20 protein-coding genes and 1 pseudogene are annotated in these 18284 nt (G+C 66.6%); 9 read left to right on the top strand and 12 right to left on the bottom strand.

What is annotated here, in order from left to right; genetic code table 11:
• Nucleotides 1-84: 84 nt before the first annotated feature.
• Together GBA65_RS03910 and GBA65_RS03905 are read right to left on the bottom strand one after the other, a co-directional pair.
• Nucleotides 85-687 carry a class E sortase gene (locus GBA65_RS03910; RefSeq protein ID WP_166395466.1) on the bottom strand — a complete coding sequence of 201 codons (603 nt, stop codon included), beginning with the start codon at nucleotides 685-687 and terminating at the stop codon, nucleotides 85-87.
• Between the two features lie 146 nt (nucleotides 688-833).
• Nucleotides 834-1457 (bottom strand): class E sortase, encoded by a 624-nt coding sequence (locus GBA65_RS03905; protein ID WP_228281656.1) that lies wholly within the window; start codon nucleotides 1455-1457, stop codon nucleotides 834-836.
• 181 nt (nucleotides 1458-1638) lie between these two features.
• Between GBA65_RS03905 and GBA65_RS03900 the strand changes: the two genes are divergently transcribed.
• The 3 genes from GBA65_RS03900 to GBA65_RS03890 are packed head-to-tail and all read left to right on the top strand — an operon-like array spanning nucleotide 1639 to nucleotide 4671.
• Entirely contained in the window at nucleotides 1639-2952 is a 1314-nt protein-coding gene (locus tag GBA65_RS03900; protein ID WP_166395465.1) for an NAD(P) transhydrogenase subunit alpha, read from the top strand.
• A complete protein-coding gene (locus GBA65_RS03895) occupies nucleotides 2953-3258 on the top strand; it encodes an NAD(P) transhydrogenase subunit alpha (protein ID WP_166395464.1) in 306 nt (101 codons plus the stop codon).
• 3 nt (nucleotides 3259-3261) lie between these two features.
• Nucleotides 3262-4671, top strand: a complete 1410-nt coding sequence (locus GBA65_RS03890; RefSeq protein WP_166395463.1) for an NAD(P)(+) transhydrogenase (Re/Si-specific) subunit beta — start codon at nucleotides 3262-3264, stop codon at nucleotides 4669-4671.
• A 79-nt stretch (nucleotides 4672-4750) separates the two neighbouring features.
• Here GBA65_RS03890 and GBA65_RS03885 read toward each other — a convergent pair whose 3' ends face one another.
• Both GBA65_RS03885 and GBA65_RS03880 read right to left on the bottom strand, forming a co-directional pair.
• Entirely contained in the window at nucleotides 4751-5659 is a 909-nt protein-coding gene (locus GBA65_RS03885; protein WP_166395462.1) for an MBL fold metallo-hydrolase, read from the bottom strand.
• A gap of 57 nt (nucleotides 5660-5716) precedes the next feature.
• Nucleotides 5717-6088, bottom strand: coding sequence for a VOC family protein (locus tag GBA65_RS03880; protein ID WP_166395461.1), 372 nt, complete (start codon nucleotides 6086-6088; stop codon nucleotides 5717-5719).
• 139 nt (nucleotides 6089-6227) lie between these two features.
• Here GBA65_RS03880 and GBA65_RS03875 point away from each other — a divergent pair, with 139 nt between their 5' ends.
• The 5 genes and pseudogenes from GBA65_RS03875 (at nucleotide 6228) to GBA65_RS03855 (ending at nucleotide 10932) form a co-directional block, all read left to right on the top strand.
• Nucleotides 6228-7436: a 2,3-bisphosphoglycerate-independent phosphoglycerate mutase gene (locus tag GBA65_RS03875; protein WP_207956125.1), complete on the top strand. Its 1209-nt coding sequence runs from the start codon at nucleotides 6228-6230 to the stop codon at nucleotides 7434-7436.
• Nucleotides 7433-8122, top strand: a complete 690-nt coding sequence (locus tag GBA65_RS03870) for a uracil-DNA glycosylase (protein WP_166398320.1) — start codon at nucleotides 7433-7435, stop codon at nucleotides 8120-8122. Before GBA65_RS03875 ends, GBA65_RS03870 begins: the two co-directional genes overlap by 4 nt.
• A gap of 115 nt (nucleotides 8123-8237) precedes the next feature.
• Nucleotides 8238-8800: pseudogene (locus GBA65_RS03865) on the top strand (HD domain-containing protein).
• Nucleotides 8801-8876: 76 nt separating this feature from the next.
• Nucleotides 8877-9914 carry a D-alanine--D-alanine ligase family protein gene (locus GBA65_RS03860; protein ID WP_166398319.1) on the top strand — a complete coding sequence of 346 codons (1038 nt, stop codon included), beginning with the start codon at nucleotides 8877-8879 and terminating at the stop codon, nucleotides 9912-9914.
• A gap of 1 nt (nucleotide 9915) precedes the next feature.
• Complete coding sequence (locus GBA65_RS03855; RefSeq protein WP_166395460.1) at nucleotides 9916-10932, top strand: mechanosensitive ion channel family protein; 1017 nt, start codon at nucleotides 9916-9918, stop codon at nucleotides 10930-10932.
• A 6-nt stretch (nucleotides 10933-10938) separates the two neighbouring features.
• On the opposite strand, the gene GBA65_RS03850 is transcribed toward GBA65_RS03855, so the two are convergent.
• The 8 genes from GBA65_RS03850 to GBA65_RS03815 form a co-directional block, all read right to left on the bottom strand.
• Entirely contained in the window at nucleotides 10939-11571 is a 633-nt protein-coding gene (locus GBA65_RS03850) for an LON peptidase substrate-binding domain-containing protein (protein WP_166395459.1), read from the bottom strand.
• Nucleotides 11572-11714: 143 nt separating this feature from the next.
• Nucleotides 11715-11861: a hypothetical protein gene (locus GBA65_RS03845; protein WP_166395458.1), complete on the bottom strand. Its 147-nt coding sequence runs from the start codon at nucleotides 11859-11861 to the stop codon at nucleotides 11715-11717.
• A 1-nt stretch (nucleotide 11862) separates the two neighbouring features.
• Nucleotides 11863-13242: a cytochrome ubiquinol oxidase subunit I gene (locus GBA65_RS03840; RefSeq protein ID WP_166395457.1), complete on the bottom strand. Its 1380-nt coding sequence runs from the start codon at nucleotides 13240-13242 to the stop codon at nucleotides 11863-11865.
• Nucleotides 13243-13255: 13 nt separating this feature from the next.
• Entirely contained in the window at nucleotides 13256-13738 is a 483-nt protein-coding gene (locus tag GBA65_RS03835) for a cytochrome b family protein (protein ID WP_166395456.1), read from the bottom strand.
• 86 nt (nucleotides 13739-13824) lie between these two features.
• Nucleotides 13825-14631: a cytochrome b gene (locus GBA65_RS03830; protein WP_166395455.1), complete on the bottom strand. Its 807-nt coding sequence runs from the start codon at nucleotides 14629-14631 to the stop codon at nucleotides 13825-13827.
• Between the two features lie 15 nt (nucleotides 14632-14646).
• The gene (locus tag GBA65_RS03825; RefSeq protein ID WP_207956123.1) at nucleotides 14647-15330 is read right to left on the bottom strand and encodes a QcrA and Rieske domain-containing protein; all 684 of its coding nucleotides are present in this window, start codon (nucleotides 15328-15330) and stop codon (nucleotides 14647-14649) included.
• Nucleotides 15331-15359: 29 nt separating this feature from the next.
• Nucleotides 15360-16724, bottom strand: coding sequence for a cytochrome ubiquinol oxidase subunit I (locus tag GBA65_RS03820; protein WP_166395454.1), 1365 nt, complete (start codon nucleotides 16722-16724; stop codon nucleotides 15360-15362).
• Between the two features lie 17 nt (nucleotides 16725-16741).
• Nucleotides 16742-17386 carry a hypothetical protein gene (locus tag GBA65_RS03815; protein WP_166395453.1) on the bottom strand — a complete coding sequence of 215 codons (645 nt, stop codon included), beginning with the start codon at nucleotides 17384-17386 and terminating at the stop codon, nucleotides 16742-16744.
• Nucleotides 17387-17603: 217 nt separating this feature from the next.
• Between GBA65_RS03815 and GBA65_RS03810 the strand changes: the two genes are divergently transcribed.
• Nucleotides 17604-18284, top strand: a complete 681-nt coding sequence (locus GBA65_RS03810) for a hypothetical protein (protein WP_166395452.1) — start codon at nucleotides 17604-17606, stop codon at nucleotides 18282-18284.

The following is an 18284-nucleotide window of genomic DNA, read 5'->3' as shown; positions in this document are numbered from 1 at the left end:
CAAGGAGAGGGGGCCGGGTTCACAGAACCCGGCCCCCTCTCCTTTTCGTCTGCGGGTCGCCCCGCGACCCCGTGCGTTTTTGGGCTAGCCCTGCTTGAGCTCGGCCTGGACGATGAGCCGCCTCGAGTAGTCCGGCAAGGTGCACGTCTGCAGCGTCAGCACGTTCTTGCCCGCCACCGGGTCCAGCACGTACAGGTCGGTGGGCGCCACGTCGAACTCCTTGAACACCTCGTAGACGTACTCCTTGCCGTTGGCGTCCTTCACCCTGATCCTGTCCCCGTTCTCCAGCGCGTCGAGGTCCCAGAACGCCAGGAACGAGTCGGTGTTGGGGTAGCCCAGGCGGTGGCCGGCCACGTAGACGTTGGCCTCCTCCTCCCACGGGTAGCCGGTCCCCTCGAGGTGTATGGCGGCGTGGTCCTTGAGGGCGGCCTCGTCGTCTCCGGCGGTGGTGGGGATGACGTCGTCCTCGATGCGGGCCATCTTGGGGATGGTGAGCCTGAGCGTCTTGTCCTCGGGCACCTCGGCTTGCGTCTCGTCGCCGGCCGGGGCGGCGGGCTCGGCGCGCTCTTCGGGCTCCTGGGGGGCGGCCGGGGCGTTGGCGCTGTCACCGGAGCCCCCGCCGCACGAGGCGAGGGTCAGGACCATAAGCGAGGCGATAACCGCCAGTATCGAGCTCTTCAAACGCATCTTCGTCTCCTTCTCTTCGTCCCGCCCTGCTCTACGGATACTGTAAGAGGTACGGATTACAGGACGATTACGCTCGCGCAACGCTTCGGCCACGGTTCCCGGAGCCGTGCGTTCTGCCGCTTGGGCGGCGTTTGCATGCCCCGATCTCAGGTGTCGTACTGGTACTGCGCCTGCACGTCTTCCCCCGAGACGCTGACGAGCTCGGCCTGGACTATGAACCTCTCGGAGTAGTCCGGGAGGGTGCAGGTCTGGAGGCTGACGACGCTCTTGCCGGGGACGGGACGGGTGACCTCGTAGTCGGAGGGTCCGACGACGAAGCTGGTAAAGACGGCGTACGTGTACCTCGTGCCGTCGGCATCGGTCAGGATCACCTCGTCGCCGTTCTCCAGCGCGTCGAGGTCGTAGAAGACGAGGTAGGACCCGGTGCCGGGGTAGCCGATGCGGTGGCCGGCCACGTAGACGTTCGATCCCTCCTCCCACGGGAAGCCCGTGCCGTCGACGTGCTGGGCGCCGGTGTCAAGCGCCGAGGAGTCCGAGACCGGCGTGCTGCGGACCTCTACGTCCTCCAGCTCCATCTTGGGGATGTCGAGCGTCATCGTGGTGCCGTCCGCGGGGGCCTGGCTCTCCTCCGGGGCTGTGTACGCCTGGAGCATCGGCGCCACCTCGGCCCAGAGCCCGTAGCCGAGGAGGCCGAGCCCGACGAAGACCACGAGCAGGGCGAGCCCCGAGCCCACGCGCCGGGGTGAGCGCCTCTTCTCGAACTTCTTCAAACCGCCACCTCCCCTCCGTTCAGAAACGTTTGGTACTGCACGCCGGAGAGCATAACCCGCAAAAATTACGTTGCAATAACAAAACGGCCAGGCTTCGGCGACGGTGCGGCTTTTGCGCGCGTGAGGCGGGCGCCTATATAATCCGGCCCTTAAATGCGGGGACCATGTAAGAGGAGAGTGCGTGAAGGTAGGGGTGCCAAAGGAGATTGCCGAGGGCGAGCGCCGGGTCGGGATCGTGCCCGAGACCGTAGCCAAGCTCGTCAAAGACGGCTTCGAGGTCCTCGTGGAGACGGGCGCGGGGCGAGACTACAACCTCGACGAGAACTACGAGGACGCCGGGGCCAGGGTCGTCGACGGCGTTGGGGAGATCTACGGGGAGGCCGACCTCGTCGTCAAGGTGGCGAGGCCGACGGAGGACGAGATCGGGAAGATGCACGAGGGCCTCGTCCTCGTCTGCTTTATCAACGGGCCGCAGAACGCGGAGGTGGTCAAGGCGCTCGCCGACGCGGGCGTGACCGTCTTCTCCAACGAGGCCATCCCGCGCACGAGCGTCGCGCAGGCGATGGACGCGCTCTCCTCGATGGGCTCGATCGCGGGCTACAAGACCGCCCTTATAGCGGCGAACAACCTGGGCAAGTACGTGCCCATGCTCTCGACCGCCGCCGGCACCACAAAGGCCGCGAAGGTCATGATCTTCGGGGTCGCGGTGGCGGGGCTGCAGGCCATCGCGATCATGAACCGCTTGGGCGGCGAGGTCTTCGCCTACGACATCCGGCCCGAGACCAAGGAGCAGGCCCAGTCCCTGGGCGCGACGTTTATCGACTCCGAGGACGAGAAGGAGGAGGACGGGCAGGAGGACGAGTACGAGGAGTACCGTCCCACCGGCTTCCGCAAGTTCATGGCGTCGTTGGGCTTCTACTCCTTCGCCGAGCCGCCGCGCGACGAGTACATCGTTGAGGGCGAGGAAGAGGACGAGGAGGACGAAGACGAGGAAGAGGATGAGGGCTGGTCCAAGGAGAAGCTGGAGGAGGACCAGAAGCTTATCCGGGAGCGCATGAAGGAGATGGACATAGTCATCACCACGGCGCTCGTGCCGGGCAGGAAGGCCCCGCAGCTCGTGGACAAGGCGATGGTCGAGAGCATGAAGCCCGGGTCGGTCGTGGTCGACCTCGCGGCGGAGAGCGGCGGCAACTGCGAGCTCACGGAGCCCGGGGAGGTCGTGGAGCACCAGGAGGTCAGGATCCTGGGGCCCGTGAACCTGCCGAGCGAGATGCCCATCCACGCGAGCCAGCTTCTCTCGCGCAACATGTACAACCTCATCGGGCACATAACGGAGGACCAGGCCGAGGAGAAGGACGAGAAGGACGTAACCCTCGCGCTGGACTTCGAGGACGAGATCATAGACAAGACGTGCATCGCGCACGACGGCGAGGTCCGGCACGAGCCGACCCGGGAGGCCCTGGAGAATGCCTCCAAAGAAAGCGAGGCACGCTAGATGGAGCAACTACTCGCGCAGCTCGCGATCCTGGTGATCGCGGCGTTTCTGGGGTTCGAGCTGATCTCGCGCGTCCCGAACCTGCTGCACACCCCGCTGATGAGCGCGACGAACGCGATCCACGGCGTCATCCTCGTGGGCGGCATGATCGCGCTCGCCGCGTCGGACGACGTCTTCACGCAGATCGTGGGCTTCGTGGCCGTTTTCTTCGGAGCCCTGAACGTCGTCGGCGGCTTCTGGGTGACGAACCGGATGCTCGGCATGTTCCGGCCCCCGGTCCCCAAGGTCAAGAAGAGGAAGAGGTAACCCTTGCAGGTCGCGACTTTTCTGGCCTACCTCCTGGCCGCCGCGCTGTTCATCGTCGGCATCCGCCGCCTGCGCAAACCGGAGACGGCTAGATCCGGCAACACGATCGCCGGCGTCGGGATGGCGATCGCCCTGATAACGACGCTCTTCGTCATCGAGTTCGAGAGCCTGCTCCTGATAGGCATCGCGACGCTGCTGGGGGCGGTGCTCGGGGCGGTCTCGGCGCAGCGCGTACCCATGACGGCGATGCCCCAAATGGTCGCCGCCTACAACGGGGTCGGCGGCGGGGCGGCGGCGCTCATCGCGCTCTCGGAGTTCTACCACTTGCAGACCGGGGGCGAGGAGAACATCGTCGCCTCCATAACGGTGCCGCTCACGATCCTTATCGGGACGGTCAGCTTCATGGGGAGCATCGTCGCCTTCCTGAAGCTCCAGGAGCTCGCCTTCTCCGGCTCCGTCGTCTTCCCGCTGCAGCAGGTGATCAACGCCGTCCTCTTCGTCGGCATCCTCGTTCTGGCGGCGAACGCGATCCTGGACGGGTCCATCCTCCCGTTCCTCTCGCCGGTGGCGTCCGTGGTCGGCATCCTCGCCGCTTCGGCGCTCTTGGGCGTCCTGCTCGTCATCCCGATCGGCGGGGCGGACATGCCCATCGTCATCTCGCTGCTGAACGCGTTCACCGGCATCGCCGCCGCGGCGTCCGGGTTCGTGCTGAACAACTACATCCTGATCATCGGCGGCATCATCGTGGGCGCTTCGGGTACGATCCTGACGCGCCAGATGTCCAGCGCCCTGGGCCGTCCCCTGCGCAAGATCATCTTCGCCGGCCTCGCCGCGACGGGGACCGGGCCCTCGGGCGGGGGCGACGAGGACCGCGAGGTCAACGACGCGAGCCCCGAGGAGGCCGGGGGCTACCTCGCCGACGACGCGCAGAAGGTCGTGATCGTGCCGGGCTACGGGCTCGCCGTGGCCCAGGCCCAGAGCCCCCTCCACGACCTGATGGAGACGCTGGAGTCGCAGGGCAAGGAGGTGCTCTTCGGCATCCACCCCGTCGCCGGGCGCATGCCGGGGCACATGAACGTCCTGCTCACCGAGGCCGGCGTCCCCTACGAGAAGCTCTACGACCTCGAGGACATAAACCCCGAGTTCGAGGACACCGACGCCGTGATCATCGTCGGCGCCAACGACGTCGTGAACCCGGCGGCGAACGACCCGGACCAGGACACCCCGATCTCGGGGATGCCGATCCTCGAGGTCGAGAAGGCCGAGAGGGTCATCTTCGTCAAGCGCTCCCTGAGCCCCGGCTTCGCCGGCGTGGACAACCCGCTGTTCTACGACACCGACAAGACCATGATGGTCTTCTCCGACGCCAAGGCAGGCCTTCAGCAGATCAACGAGGCCGTCAAGAACGGCTGAGCGAACCCTTCCGGCCGGGGTAGCCCAGGGCTACCCCGGCCGGGCCGCGGGTCCTCCGCGAGGGGCCACTTCGTCCGTGCTACTTCTTCTCCTGCTGCCGCTGCACGTAGCGCATGATGCCGGCGACGAGCATCTCGTAGTTGCCGGAGAGGCTGTAGCGGTCCGTGTCCCCCGGTGACGCGCCCTCGCGGAGGAGCTCCTCGTCGCCCATGTTCTCGAGCTCGAAGGAGATCTCATCGCGGCTCGCGCCCTCGTCCATCCGCTCCTCGACGAAGAGCAGCCAGTGCTCGAGGCGCTGTTCCAGCTCGGAGAGGTGGCGCTCCACGTCCTCGAACCGGCCGAAGTGGGTGGGGCAGATGCTGGTCGGGGCGAGCTCGCGGATCTCCCCTATGCTCCTCCTCCACGCCTCGATGTCGACCTCGGGTGGGGGCGTCGGCGGGCGCACGTACGATTGTCCGGGGAGGCGTATCCCCGCCACGTCCCCGGCGAAGAGCGCGCCGGAGTCGGGCTCGTGGAAGGCGAGGTGGTGGTAGGCGTGGCCGGGGGTGTAGTGGGCGGTGAGGAGGCCGCCGGCGACCTCGATCTCTTCCCCGCCGCTCAGGGAGACGAGCCGGTCCTCGGGGACGGGGCGGATCTCACCCCACAACTCCTCCATCCTCTCGCCGTAGATGCGCGTGGCGCTCTTGACGAGCTTGGAGGGGTCGACCACGTGCGGACGGCCGACCTCGTGGACGTAGAAGGTGGCGTTCGGCAGCACCTCCACGAGGTTCCCGGAGGCGCCGGCGTGGTCGAGGTGGACGTGGGTCAGGAGGACCTGCGCGACGTCCTCGGGGGCGACGCCGTGCCCCTCGAGGCCGCGCATGAGGTTCTCCATGCAGGTCGTCGGGCCCGTCTCGACGATCGCGGCCGAGCCCTCGCCCACGAGAAGGAACGAGGCGATGATCTCCTCCGTCCCCATGAAACCAAGGTCTATCGTTTCTATCTTCATCTGCGCACCCATCTTCTCTGTCCCAGGCTCGAAGAAGCGTAGCAGAAGACGGGGACCCTACGACGCGCCGGCGGAGAAGTGCGGGTTCTCGATGATGCCGAAAGCGTTGCCGTCGGGGTCGAGCACGGTGGCGACCCGTATACCCCCGCCGACGTCCTGGACTGCTTCGTGAACCGTGGCCCCCATCCCCAGCAGCCTCCCGAGCGCCTCGTCGGCGTCCCCCACCCCCCAGTAGGCGACGACGCCCCCGCCGCCGGGTGTGGCGCCGGGCTCCGACGGTTGGAGGCCGAGCTCGAAACCGCCCACCTCAAACCCGACGTAGAAGGGCTCGTCGAAGTAGGGGCCGAAGCCCAGCACGCCGGCGTACCACTCCTTTGCCCGCCCGAGATCTGCGGTGCGGTAGATCGCCGTCCTCAAGCCCCGAATCATTCGCGTCTCCCTCCTACCCCGTTTGCCGCGTCGAGACGAATATACGGTCTGCCCTTCTTCCGCACACCGCCGGCTCGGTCTCTCGGGCTCATCTGCTAGACTGCGCCCACCGCGGGGCACCCAGACGAGGAGGACGAGTTTGAACCTGGATCTCATGCGCGAGTTGTCGGTCTCGACGGACTCCAAGATCGTGCTGCTCATCCTCGACGGCCTCGGAGGTCTCCCCATGGAAGCGGGCGGCCGGACGGAGCTGGAGGCCGCGAGCACCCCGAACTTCGACCGTCTCGCGGCCTCCAGCGACCTGGGTCTGAGCAGGCCCGTCGCCGCCGGCGTCAGCCCCGGTAGCGGGCCCGGGCACCTCGCCCTCTTCGGCTACAACCCGCTGGAGTACCAGGTCGGGCGCGGCGTCTTGAGCGCCCTGGGCGTCGGCTTCGACCTCGGGGAGAGCGACCTCGCGGCACGGATCAACTTCGCCACCCTGGACGGGGAGGGCAAGATCTCCGATCGCCGCGCGGGCCGCATCCCCTCGGAGAAGGGCGCGGAGCTCGTCGACCTGCTGAACGAGAACGTACGGATCGACGGCGCCGAGGTCTTCGTCATCCACGAGAAGGAGTACCGGGCCGTCGTCGTCTTCCGGGCCCCGGGCCTCTCGGGCTCCCTCTCGGACACCGACCCGCAGCGGGTGGGCCTCGAACCCCTCCCCGTGAAACCGACCGAGCCCTCCGAAGGGACGGAGAAGGCCGCATCTCTTGCGAACGCCTTCGTGGAGGGGGCGAACGAGGTTCTGAAGGACCAGCACCCGGCCAACACCGTCCTCCTCAGGGGCTTCGGGATGCACCCGGCGCTGCCTTCCTTCGAGGAGACGTACGGGCTGCGCGCCGCGGCGATAGCGAGCTACCCGATGTACAAGGGCCTCGCGCGCCTCGCCGGGATGGACCTGTTGAAGGAGGGCGAGGGCATCTCTGGGGAGTTCGACACCCTGGAGGCGGCCTGGGACGACCACGACTTCTTCTTCGTCCACGTGAAGCCGACGGACGCCGCCGGCGAGGACGGGGACTTCGAGCGCAAGCGAGGGGTCATAGAGGAGGTCGACGGCCTGCTGCCGCGCCTCCTGGAGCTCGGTCCGGCGGCCCTCGCCGTAACCGGCGACCACGCAACCCCCGCCAAGATGAAGAGCCACTCCTGGCACGGGGTGCCCTTCCTGCTCCGATCGCCCTACACCCTCCCGACGGCGGAGACCTTCGGGGAGCGGGCGTGCGCGGGCGGCTCCCTGGGCGCCTTCCCGGCCGAGGAGATCATGGGCCTCCTCATGGGCCACGCCCTTAAGCTGAACCGCTACGGCGCCTGAACGAAGAGGGCCGACACGGGGCGAGCCCCGCCGGGCTCGCCGAGCTCGAAGAGGAGATAACCTCCTGCCGCCGCTGCCCGAGGCTCGTCGCGTGGCGCGAGGAGGTCGCCCGCGAGAAGAAGGCCGCCTACAAGGACGAGACCTACTGGGGCCGGCCCGTCCCCGGGTTCGGCGACCCGCGAGCGAGGGTCGTAGTCCTCGGCCTCGCGCCGGCCGCCCACGGGGCGAACCGCACCGGACGGTACTTTACCGGCGACCGATCCGGGGACTTCCTCTTCGCCTCCCTCCACCGCGCGGGCTTCTCCGATAGCGCGGTCTCGCGGCGCATAGGAGACGCGACCGTCAGCGGCCTCTGGATCTCCGCCGTCGTGCGCTGCGCCCCGCCGCAGAACAAGCCCACGCCAGATGAGCGCGACCGCTGCCTCCCCTACGCGGCCCGCGAGCTCGGCCTGTTGCCCGCCAGGGTCGTCGTCTGCCTGGGCGCCATCGCCTGGGACGGGGCCCTTCGCCTGCATGGGGTGCGCCCCAAACCAAAATTCGGCCACGGCGCAGAGCACCGCGTCCCGGGCGGCCCGACGCTCCTCGGCTGCTACCACCCCTCCCAGCAGAACACCTTCACCGGCGTCCTCAAGCCCGAGATGCTCGACGCCGTGCTCCTCAGGGCCCGGCAACTAGCGACGGGATAAGCCGCCCGGCGGAGCGAGCCGCTCCCGGAGACCTGTCCCGCCGCTCTTCGCGTGCCCCCCTCGCACGCTTGTAGAATAACCGGCCTTGGAAGAGCGACGAATCCTGGAGGAGCCGGTGGATCGGGACGAAGCCTACAAGCTGCTGCGCGAGTGGACGGAGAGCGATGGGTTGCTCAAGCACATGCTCGCCGTCGAGGCATCGATGCGGGCCTACGCCCGCAGGTTCGGCGAGGACGAGGAGAAGTGGGGCGTAACCGGCCTGCTGCACGACATGGACTACGAGAAGCATCCCACCCCGGACGAGCACCCCATGGTCGGGGTGAGGGAGCTGGAGCGAAGGGGCTACCCCGGGGACGTGCTGGAGGCGATCAAGGGCCACGCCGACTACCTGGACGTGCCGCGCGAGTCGCTCATGGCGAAGACGCTCTACGCCGTGGACGAGCTCTCGGGCTTCGTCACGGCCTGCGCCCTCGTCCGTCCCGAGAAGCTCGACGGGCTCAAGGCGAAGAGCGTCAAGAAGAAGATGAAGCAGAGGTCCTTCGCCGCCAGCGTGAGCCGCGAGGACATCGTGAGGGGGCGGAGGAGCTCGGCGTGGACCTCGACGAGCACATAGACTTCGTCGTCGCGGCCCTCAGGGAGAACGCGGGCTCCCTGGGGCTCTCGCGGGGGGCGGCCTAGGGGAAATCGCGGCCCGTCCCTCTGCTAGGATGGACGCGTTCGGAGGCTAGGGAGGAGCGGCGCACTGGTGCGGGTCATGGTCGTCTTCGGCGGGCGAAGCGGGGAGCACGAGGTCTCCCTCGCCTCGGCTCGCGCCATAATGGACGCCCTGCGCGAGGGCGGCCGGCACGAGGTGGTCCCCGTCGGGATCTCCCGCGAGGGGGCCTGGGTGCACACCGGAGATCCCATGCGCGAGCTACGGGACCGGGCCGGTGAGAAGCCCGCGAGAAGCGCGGGCGTGGCGGCCTCGGACCGGCTCCCCCCGGGCATCTTCGGCGAGGTCGACGTGGTCTTCCCCGTCCTGCACGGGCCGTACGGGGAGGACGGCACCGTCCAGGGCATGCTCGAGCTTCTGGGCGTGCCGTACGTGGGCTCCGGCGTACTGGCCAGCGCCGCGTCCATGGACAAGGTGACGATGAAGAAGGTCTTCGCCTACCACGGGCTCCCGCAGGTCCGCTGGCTCGGCCTCACCCGCGGGGAATGGCAGGGGGACCGGGGACGGTGGACGCGCGAGATCGAGGCCTCCCTGGGCTACCCCTGCTTCGTCAAGCCCTCCAACCTCGGCTCGTCCGTCGGGATAAACAGGGCCGATAGCGCCGAGGAACTGGCCTCCGCCCTCGACGAGGCCGCCGCGCTCGACCGGCGCATCATCGTCGAGGAGGGCGTGGACGCCCGCGAGATCGAGGTCGCCGTCCTCGGGAACGAGGAGCCGGACGCCTCTTTGGCGGGGGAGATAGTGGTCTCCGGCGAGGGCTTCTACGACTACGAGGCGAAGTACACCGAGGGCCGCATGGAGCTTGTCGCCCCCGCCGACGTGACGGGGGACGTCGCTGAGGAGATAGGGCGCGTGGCCCGCCTCGCGTACACCTCCATCGACGCGGCCGGCATGGCCCGGGTCGACTTCTTTCTCGAACGCGGGACGGGCCGGCTTCTCCTCAACGAGATCAACACCATCCCCGGCTTCACCCCGACCAGCGTCTACCCGAAGCTCTGGTCCGCGAGCGGCCTCCCCTACGAGGGGCTCCTCGACCGCCTCATCCAACTCGCCCTCGAACGCCACGGGGCGACAGCCTAGGGTGGCGGCGCCGGTCTACGGGCTCGTCCTCCTGCTGCAGGAGACGATGGGAGAGACGACCGGCGTCGTCGAGCAGGCCGAGCAGGCCGCCGGTCAGCTCAACCAGGAGACCTCGAGAAGCCTGGATACGGTGCGCGCCTTCTTCGAGAGCATCGGCGCGTACGTCACCAGCCCGGAGTTTTTCGCCAAGATCATCGCCTCCATCGTGGTGGTGGCCCTCGGCATCCTCTTCTACCGGCTCCTGACGCACGGCGTCCCGCGCGTCCTGCGCTGGCGCAGGCGCCACAGGCGGAGGACCCTCGACGCCGAGGCGGTGGCCCGGCTCAAGCGGCAGAACACAGCCATAACCCTCGGCCGCAACGCCCTGCGGTACATGATCGCTCTCGGCATCGCCCTCTTCGTTCTGAGCATCTTTATCGGCAACCCGCTCCCCGCCACCGCGGGTGCTACCGTCTTCGTCGCCACGGTCGGTTTCGGCGCGCAGAGCCTCCTCCGGGACATCATCGCGGGCTTCTCCATCGTCTTCGAGGGCCAGTACAGCGTCGGGGACTTTATCGAGGTAGAGCCGACGAAGGCGGCCGGTCTCGTGGAGGAGCTGGGCCTGAGGACGACCAAGATCCGGGCGCTCTCGGGGGAGCTGATCTTTATCCCGAACGGGACGATCATGGGCGTCCGCAACTACGTCTCGGGCGAGCAGCGCTTCACGATCGAGGTGCAGCTCTCCGAGGCCAGCGCGGTCGAGAAGGTGCTGGGCTCCTTGAAGGAGGCCTCGAACCTCTACCTCCTCCCCCCGCGCCTCGTGGGGAGGGACGAGACGGACGGCAGGACGCGGTTGCGGATCCTGGCCGGGGTCCTGCCCTCCATGGCCTGGCTCGTGGAAGAGAACCTCGTGGAGCGGATCAAGGCCGCGGCGGGCGAGGAGGCCCTGGCGGCCGAGCCGCTGATCTACAAGGTGGACCAGGCGAACCTCGCCAAGATAAGGAGCCTCATCCCCGACGAGGACGACGAGAAGGGTTAGCCTCCCCTACTTGGGCTTCCAGTCGCCCCTGAGATGGCCGTTGGTCTCCGCCTTCTCGCGGGCCTGCTTGTCCCGCTCCAGCTTCTCGGCCGTCTCCGTGAGCAGCTCCTTGACCTTGCGCAGGCGCCCCCCCTCCGAGGGGAGCTCCAGGATGCGCTGCCGCGTCTCCAGGTCGAACTCGATCCGTCCGGCGATGGCGAAGGAGAGGTTGCGGTAGGGCGGCTCGACCTCTATGCCCACCTCGCCCTCCGTCGCGGCCTCGATCACGCGCTCCAGCAGCGCGACGCACTCCTCGGCGAGGCCGGAGATGTCCTCTTCGGACGTCTCGTCCTCCAGATACTCGACCTCTCCCACGTAGTAGGGCTTGCCGGTGAGGATGTTGTTCAGCTTGAACCGCTGCGAGCCCTCCACGAGGATGACCAGCCGGCCGTCCTCGTAGCGCTGCACGAGCTCGACGATCCGGGCCGTGCACCCGACGTTGCGGGTCCCCCCCTCGTCCGCGAGCACCATCCCGAACTCCGAGCGGTCCTCGAGGCACTCGTTGACCATCTGCTTGTAGCGCTCCTCGAAGATGTGCAGGGGCATCGGCGCCCCCGGCATCAGCACCACGTTCAAGGGGAATAGCGGTATCTCCGGCACCCCTCATCACCTCCCTCTCGCTCGGACCTCGGCGCCTCCTCGGGGGTAGACGTACCCCGAGGCCGCCCCATAAAAGCCGGGGAGGCACTCGATGAGCGCCTCCCCAAGATCGTGCGACCCGTTAACGTGGGCTTGTTACGGGGCTACTCGTCCTTGCTGATCCAGTAGGTAAACAGCCACGCACCGGCGTAGATCGTCAGCACCAGCAAGGCACCGGCGAAGAAGCGGAGGACGCCGCCCGTGGTGTACGACACCTGCTCCTGCAGCAGGGCCAGGGCGAGATCCTGCATCCTACTCGCCCCCCCCGACGCGCGCGCCGTTGATGGTGTTCGTGCTCGTGCCGTCCTCGTTCTCGACCACGGCCGGGCAGTTCTCGTTGACGACGTTCTGCTGCAGCGTGACGCAGTTGTAGATCAGGTACCCGCCCTCGGGCTGGTAGTCCACGCGCCTCGCGGACTCGCGCGTGTAGCCCATCGTCATCATCGTGATGATCACGGTTGGCGCGCAGATCAGGAGCGCGTACTGGCTCCAACGGCTCGCCCTGCCCCAGTGGAACCCTGCCGCCGTGGCCTTCAGATACAGTGCCACCACGAAGAACCCGACGATCATCAGCCCGATGAGCCCGATGTACTTCCACGGGTACATGCCGCCGAGCGGTATATCCGTGTTCTCGCCGCCCGCAAAGGACAACACGCCCGGGAAGATGTCGGCGTCGGCCGGTATCACGTTGAGTACGGTGAACAGCGCCGTGAACCCGAGCGCCCCGACCGCCATGTTACGGAGCGTCGGCATCGGCTTGACCGCGAACCTCAGCTTGTGCACGAAGTAGGCGGTGGCGGCGATGCTCATGATCGCGAGGTAGATCGCCAGCAGGTTGAAGACCCAGGCCCTCTCGCCGAGCATGATGGTGTTGAACGCCTCGGGCGAGCTCTCGCGGATACCCTTGAGGTACCCGTAGCCGATCACCGGCTGCAAGATAAGGAACCCGAAGCCCCAGAGCAGCCCGAAGTGGCCCATCCAGTCGTAGTAGTCCCTGTCGTCCTCGCGCGTGCTCCTGAGGTACTTCCACGCGCCCCAGCCCGCGATAAGGAAGCCGGCGTAGGAGAAGTTTCCGACGAAGCGGTGCATGTTCAGCGGAACCATCGTCTGGTTGAGGAAGGTACGAGCGACGTTGGTCACCGGCGCCTCGGCGGGCGTCAGCATGTAAGAGGCGACCGCGTCGATCATCGTCATCGCCATGAGCCCGAAGAAGCCGGCGATAAAACCGAAGGTGACGTGCAGGGTCTTGCGGTAGGCAAGCTTGTCCCAGACGTTGTACCAGGCGTACACGATGATGATCTGGCCGAGGAACATGAACGCCTCGACGAGGAAGACCCAGAAGAAGATGTTCTGCAAGTAAGAGAAGAACACCGGGAAGAGCGTCACGAGCGCGAGGACGAACGTGATCGCCAGCGCGGCGCCCGAGGCGAAGAGCAGCACCACGAAGCGAGCGAGGTTGCGGGCGAAACGCTCGTACCTCGGCTCCTTCGTCACCATCCCGAGGTACTCGCTCGTCGCCGCGATAAGGACCGCGCCGATGATGAACGCGGCGAAGAGGATGTGCGTCTGGACGAGCGCCGCGATAACGACGTTCTTCCCGATTATGGGGACCTGGAGATCGCCGATCGGCATACTCTAAATCCCCCTACTGTCCCGGGAAGTTGATGATCCGGCTGACGGCCATCAGCATGTTCAGCAGCACCACCACGACCACCAGGACCCCTATCACCGTGGCGAACGGCCGCCGCGTCGAAGAAGCCCTCGGGCCGCGGTCCAGCCACGGCACCGCGAACAAGAGCACCACGAACACGGTCGGCACCACCACGGCGCCGAAGGAGATCAGGGCGTAGCCGGGGAAGAACATGAGCATCTGCTCGTAGAAGAAGAAGAACCACTCCGGCCTCGGCACGTACGTCACCGTCGCCGTGTCCGCAGGCTCCGTCAGCGGCGCCGGAGACACGTAGGAGAGGGCGCAGCACGCCAGAAGGAGCAGCGTGGAGACGAACAGATCATAGAGGACCTGCTTGGGGAAGAAAGCTATGGTCTCGTCGGGCCGTTCGAAGACGTTCTCTTCGGTGATGACCTCTTGCTCTACTGGCTTTTGCTTCCCTGTAGCCGGAGCGTACATCTTTGCACCTCTCTTCTATGAATCCCTGCCCGCATACTAACAGCGGGGCTGTTTCGGGTACGGTAAACCCTTTTACTCGGGTCGAATTAGTCTCTGTCCGCCCGATCCCTGCGGCCCACGTAGGGCTCGCCGTCGTCCTCGTACTGCTCGTACTCCTCCAGACGCTGCCGCTCCTGGAGCTTGGCGAGGCGCTCGCGGTACTCCATCTCGTCGCCGAAGACGCCGTGGCGCCTGAGGAGGTACAGGTGGATGCCGATAAACGGCGCGAGCGCCGCCGGGAGGAGCCAGACGTGGATCGCGAAGAAGCGCGAGACGGTGGCCGGCCCGATCGTGTCGCCGCCCATGAGGAACTGGATCGTGTACGCCCCGACGAACGGGGAGTAGGACCCGATCTTCATCCCCACGACCGTCGCCCAGACGCCGTCCTGGTCCCAGCGGAGCGCGTAGCCCGTGAACGCGATGATGACGACGAGGAGCAGCAGGACCACGCCCACGACCCAGTTGAGCTCGCGGGGGGCCTTGTAGCCGCCGCTGAAGAAGACCTGCGCCATGTGCAGGCCGATCACGGCGAGCAGGAAGTTAGCCGACCAGTAGTGGATGCCGCGGATGAGGGTCCCGAAGTACGCCTCGTTCATGATGTAGTAGATCGAGTTCCACGCGTGGTCCGTGGAGGGGACGTAGTAGAAGAGCAGGAGGATGCCGGTGAGAAACTGGAGCGTTATCAGGAAGAGCGTCGCGCTCCCCAGCGTGTAGATCCAGGCCCCCCTCTTGGGGACCGGCTCGTACAGGAAGTGCTCCATCATCGTCACGATCCCGGCCCGATGCTCCAGCCAGTCCGCGACGAACTTGCCGGCGTCCGCTGCCTGGGACCTCGCCTTGCTTATCGCGCCCATGCCCCTACCCCTTCTCTAGATCACGTACGGCTGCTGGGGGCCCTTGTCGCCCCCGATGTCGAACTCGTGCTTGACGTAGATGTTCGCATCTTCGCGAACCTCGAACGTGAAGCTGTACATACCGCGCGGAGGCGGGCCGCCGACGTAACCGCCGTTGATGTCGTAGATGCCGCCGTGACACGGGCAGAGAAACTCCCCCCCGTCCTCCTTGACGATCCAGCGCACCGGGCACCCGAGGTGGGCGCAGGAGCTGGAGAGGACGTTGAGGTTCGCCGTCACCTCGTCGATCTGCTCCTGCGTGAGCGGAGGCTGAACCCCGCTCTCGACGAAGCTCGGGATCCGGTGTATCGCCTCCCCGTTCTCGCCTATCTCCTCCCTCCAGGAGGTCCAGACGGCGTTGTCGATGGTCGCGCCCGGCGTCTCGACGCCCTCTTCTATGACCTGCTCTTCGCTGTAGACCTGGTTGACCGGAAACTCGACCACGTAGACCTTGGGCTCCTTGGCGGGGATCTCGCCTATCGGCCCGACCCTGTACCAGTCGTCCGGGACGTCCGACTCACCGCGGACGTTCACGTCTATCACCGGTCCCAGCACGAACGCCGCCGGGGGGATCGTGAGAAGCGCGCCTACAATCGTTCCCAGGATCCCGAAGCCCAGGAAGTCTCCCCTGGTCATCGGATCTTTCTGCAGCTCTGCCAACCTGTGCCCCTTCTAGCCCCGTCGTCAGGCTATCTTCCGAATCCGCTCGGCGGCTCTTCTGCCTCCACCGTGAAGTCGGGTTGATTATAAACCGTGTACGGAACCCTCGAGTTGGATTTCATCCACCCCATGCCGAGCGCCGTCGACGCCGCGATGATCCCCAACGAGAGCAGCACGACCCGGTAGGCGGTCCCCGGGCTCCCGTACCTGAAGCGGAGCCTGCCCCGCACGTAGGTCAGGAGCGCCCCGAAGGTCGCCAGCACCATCACCAGCAGCATGATGTAGCGCATGTACAGGAACGGGAAGTCCGCGAGCGGGGAGATCGCGTAGAGCCCGGCCACGGCTGCGACGAGCCCGAAGATCTGTATCGGACGCCTGCTCCCGCGGTCCGGGTGCCTCCCGGCCCCCATGTACATCGCGATGTTCGAGAGCACGAAGAGGGCCACCACCATGATGAGCAGGACGATGAGCAGCGTGTTGGCGGTGGAGCCTGCGCCCCCGCCGATCCCCATAAGGTTCTCGTAGGGGCGGGCAGAGCCGGGGAGGGGCTCGCCTTCGCCGCGGTAGTAACCGCCCTTGAGCGAGTAGGCGATGGCGAAGCCGCCGATGGGCTGGAGCAGCAGGAAGCCCACGCCCCAGGTCAGACCCACGGACGTTGCCCAGTCGTAGAAGGCTTTGTTCTCGGGGCTCTTCGCCCTGATGTAGTTAAAGGCCGCCCAGGCCGCGAGCGCGAAGGCCGGCCAGGAGAGGTTCGCGAAGGTGCGGTGCAGGATCTCCTCGACGAACATCGGGTTGAAGATGCCCTGCAGAGCCAGGCCGAAGGAACCGATGTTGCCGGAACCCAACGCGACCCCGCTCGGACCGCCGCCGTTGGTCATGTAGGAGTCGATCCCGCTCATGAAGACCATCCACATCCAGATACCCGCCCCCATGGAGAAGCCGAGGAGCGCGTGGCGGCGCTTCTTGAGGACGCTGAAACGGTCCCACTTGTAGTAGTAGGAGTACATCCCCCACAAGGCGAGGAACATGGAGAGCATCGCCAGCACGATGATGTAGAAGAACTGCGTGAAGAGCGCCGCGGTAAGCTGCGGATAGAAGCCGACGAGCAGCACCACGAACAGGACCGCAAAGGTCGCGCCGGTCGAGAACGTCAGGACGTTGAAGCGCACCATCGAGTGCGCGAGGCGGTCCATCCTGGGGCTGCCGGTGCGCGCCCCCCAAGCCTGAAGGACCGGGGCGGCGATGGCGAAGCCGACGAAGAGCTCCGCAAAGAACATGTGTACGAGCATCGTCAGGCCGGTAAAGACCCTGATGCCACCGGGGAACCTGAATTCCTCCGCCACTTCCACCTGGGCCAGAAACAACTCCAGGCCCGACAAAGAGATCCAACCCATACGCTATACAGCTCCTTCTAGGCTTCCGTGGGGCGTGCGATCGACTGGCGCTCCCCCTGGCCCGCGCGGTGTATCGATGCCTGCGCCACGGCCCGCGGCTCCAGGCGCCTGTCCACTATAAAGTAAGCCCCGCCGGAGGCCTGGATGGCCTGGCGGAGCGGCCGGATCAGCCTGCGCTCCCGCGTGACGGCGAAGATCAGAACCTTCCCTATCTCGAACTGGTCGTTCCAGGCCCCCGAGTCCTCGCGCGGCGCCCCCATGTCCGTGAGGATGGGCTGCGCCCCGACCCTCGTGAAGGAGCCGGCGATAAGGACGGCGGCGAGGGAGATGAAGACCAGGAACGTCGGTACCCCGATGGAGGGGACCACGGCCGCGAAGAAGATCCCGAGAAGGATGAAGGCGATCGCGAAGCCTACCGGTACCTCGAGGCCGCGCCTGTCGTCGGGGACGACGATGTACCTTGTCCCCTCCGGGAAGGGCTCGGGCTCGTCGGTGTGCGGCCGCTTCACGATGACCGTGAGGTCGTCCTTGCCTACGCCGAGCTCCCGGATCTCCTTGACCACCCGGTTCAGGGGGGTGCCGTCGTCCACGATCCCTACAACGGTGTACTCGTCGCTACGCCCCTCGGCGCCCTGCTCCGATGCGTCCCGCCCTCTCTCCAAAACGCTACCCCCAACCCATCTTCATAAGGAGCACTCTCTAGTTGTCGCCTGAAACGGATGCTGCTCGATAACGTCCGCAGCATACCTTGCCGAGTCCTGGCGCACCAGCCCCACGGCGGGCACCCGGTGCCCGGTGTCACATTCTCCTCGCACCCGCGAGGGGACCGCTGTGAAAACACACCTATCCCGCCCCTCTCCGTCGGATAAACTCCGAGCAGTGGATACGCGCGACTACAAGAAGCCGTTGGGGTACGAGGAGTTCTCTCCCGATGATCGTCAGGAAGAGCCGGGCCTCGGCTCCTGGATCAAGCGCAACCCCTGGTTGCTTATGAGGCTTTTCATGGTGCTCGTCTTCTCCTTCGGGGCGTCCACCACGGCGGTCAACTTCTCCTACGGGCTGGAGATAAACCCCATACAGCTCTCGGCCGAGGAGTTGAACGAGGGCCGGCTGCCGGCCGGGACCCGGCTCGGCGACTTCGTCGAGATCACGGGCACCCCGGACTTCGGCGAGGACGCCGGCCGGATCGGGACCGAGGAGTCCAAGATCGGCTTCGTCCAGCGATACAGCGTCGCCTACTTTTACTTTGGCCTCGAGGAGACGGGCGATAACCTGCTCATACAAACCGTCCAGAAGCCGCCGGACGTCACGAAGGACGGCGAGCAGACCTGGCGCGGCCAGCTCACCAACGTCAACTCCGCGATCTTTCAGGACACCACCCAACGAGGGTTGGGGGAGAGCGGGCTGGTCACCCGGGGCGAAGTCCCGATCATAGAGACCGGCGAGACCCCCGACTACCACCGCGAGATCTTCCCGGCCTACTCGGCCATCATCGGGCTGTGGGTAGCCTCCGTCGCCTGGCTGGTGTGGAAGAGAAACAAACCCATCGCCGGAGCCTAG

Source organism: Rubrobacter marinus (assembly GCF_011492965.1).
GTDB lineage: Bacteria > Actinomycetota > Rubrobacteria > Rubrobacterales > Rubrobacteraceae > Rubrobacter_F > Rubrobacter_F marinus.
This window is presented reverse-complemented; position numbering and strand designations above follow the sequence as displayed.

What these genes read in the sequence shown, in the direction of transcription:
- GBA65_RS03860 (WP_166398319.1), top strand. Translation starts at nt 8,877, where the DNA reads ATGGTCGTCTTCGGCGGGCGAAGCGGGGAGCACGAGGTCTCCCTCGCC.
- GBA65_RS03895 (WP_166395464.1), top strand. Translation starts at nt 2,953, where the DNA reads ATGGAGCAACTACTCGCGCAGCTCGCGATCCTGGTGATCGCGGCGTTT.
- GBA65_RS03885 (WP_166395462.1), bottom strand. Translation starts at nt 5,659, where the DNA reads ATGAAGATAGAAACGATAGACCTTGGTTTCATGGGGACGGAGGAGATC.
- GBA65_RS03910 (WP_166395466.1), bottom strand. Translation starts at nt 687, where the DNA reads ATGCGTTTGAAGAGCTCGATACTGGCGGTTATCGCCTCGCTTATGGTC.
- GBA65_RS03840 (WP_166395457.1), bottom strand. Translation starts at nt 13,242, where the DNA reads ATGCCGATCGGCGATCTCCAGGTCCCCATAATCGGGAAGAACGTCGTT.
- GBA65_RS03845 (WP_166395458.1), bottom strand. Translation starts at nt 11,861, where the DNA reads ATGCAGGATCTCGCCCTGGCCCTGCTGCAGGAGCAGGTGTCGTACACC.
- GBA65_RS03820 (WP_166395454.1), bottom strand. Translation starts at nt 16,724, where the DNA reads ATGGGTTGGATCTCTTTGTCGGGCCTGGAGTTGTTTCTGGCCCAGGTG.
- GBA65_RS03880 (WP_166395461.1), bottom strand. Translation starts at nt 6,088, where the DNA reads ATGATTCGGGGCTTGAGGACGGCGATCTACCGCACCGCAGATCTCGGG.
- GBA65_RS03835 (WP_166395456.1), bottom strand. Translation starts at nt 13,738, where the DNA reads ATGTACGCTCCGGCTACAGGGAAGCAAAAGCCAGTAGAGCAAGAGGTC.
- GBA65_RS03830 (WP_166395455.1), bottom strand. Translation starts at nt 14,631, where the DNA reads ATGGGCGCGATAAGCAAGGCGAGGTCCCAGGCAGCGGACGCCGGCAAG.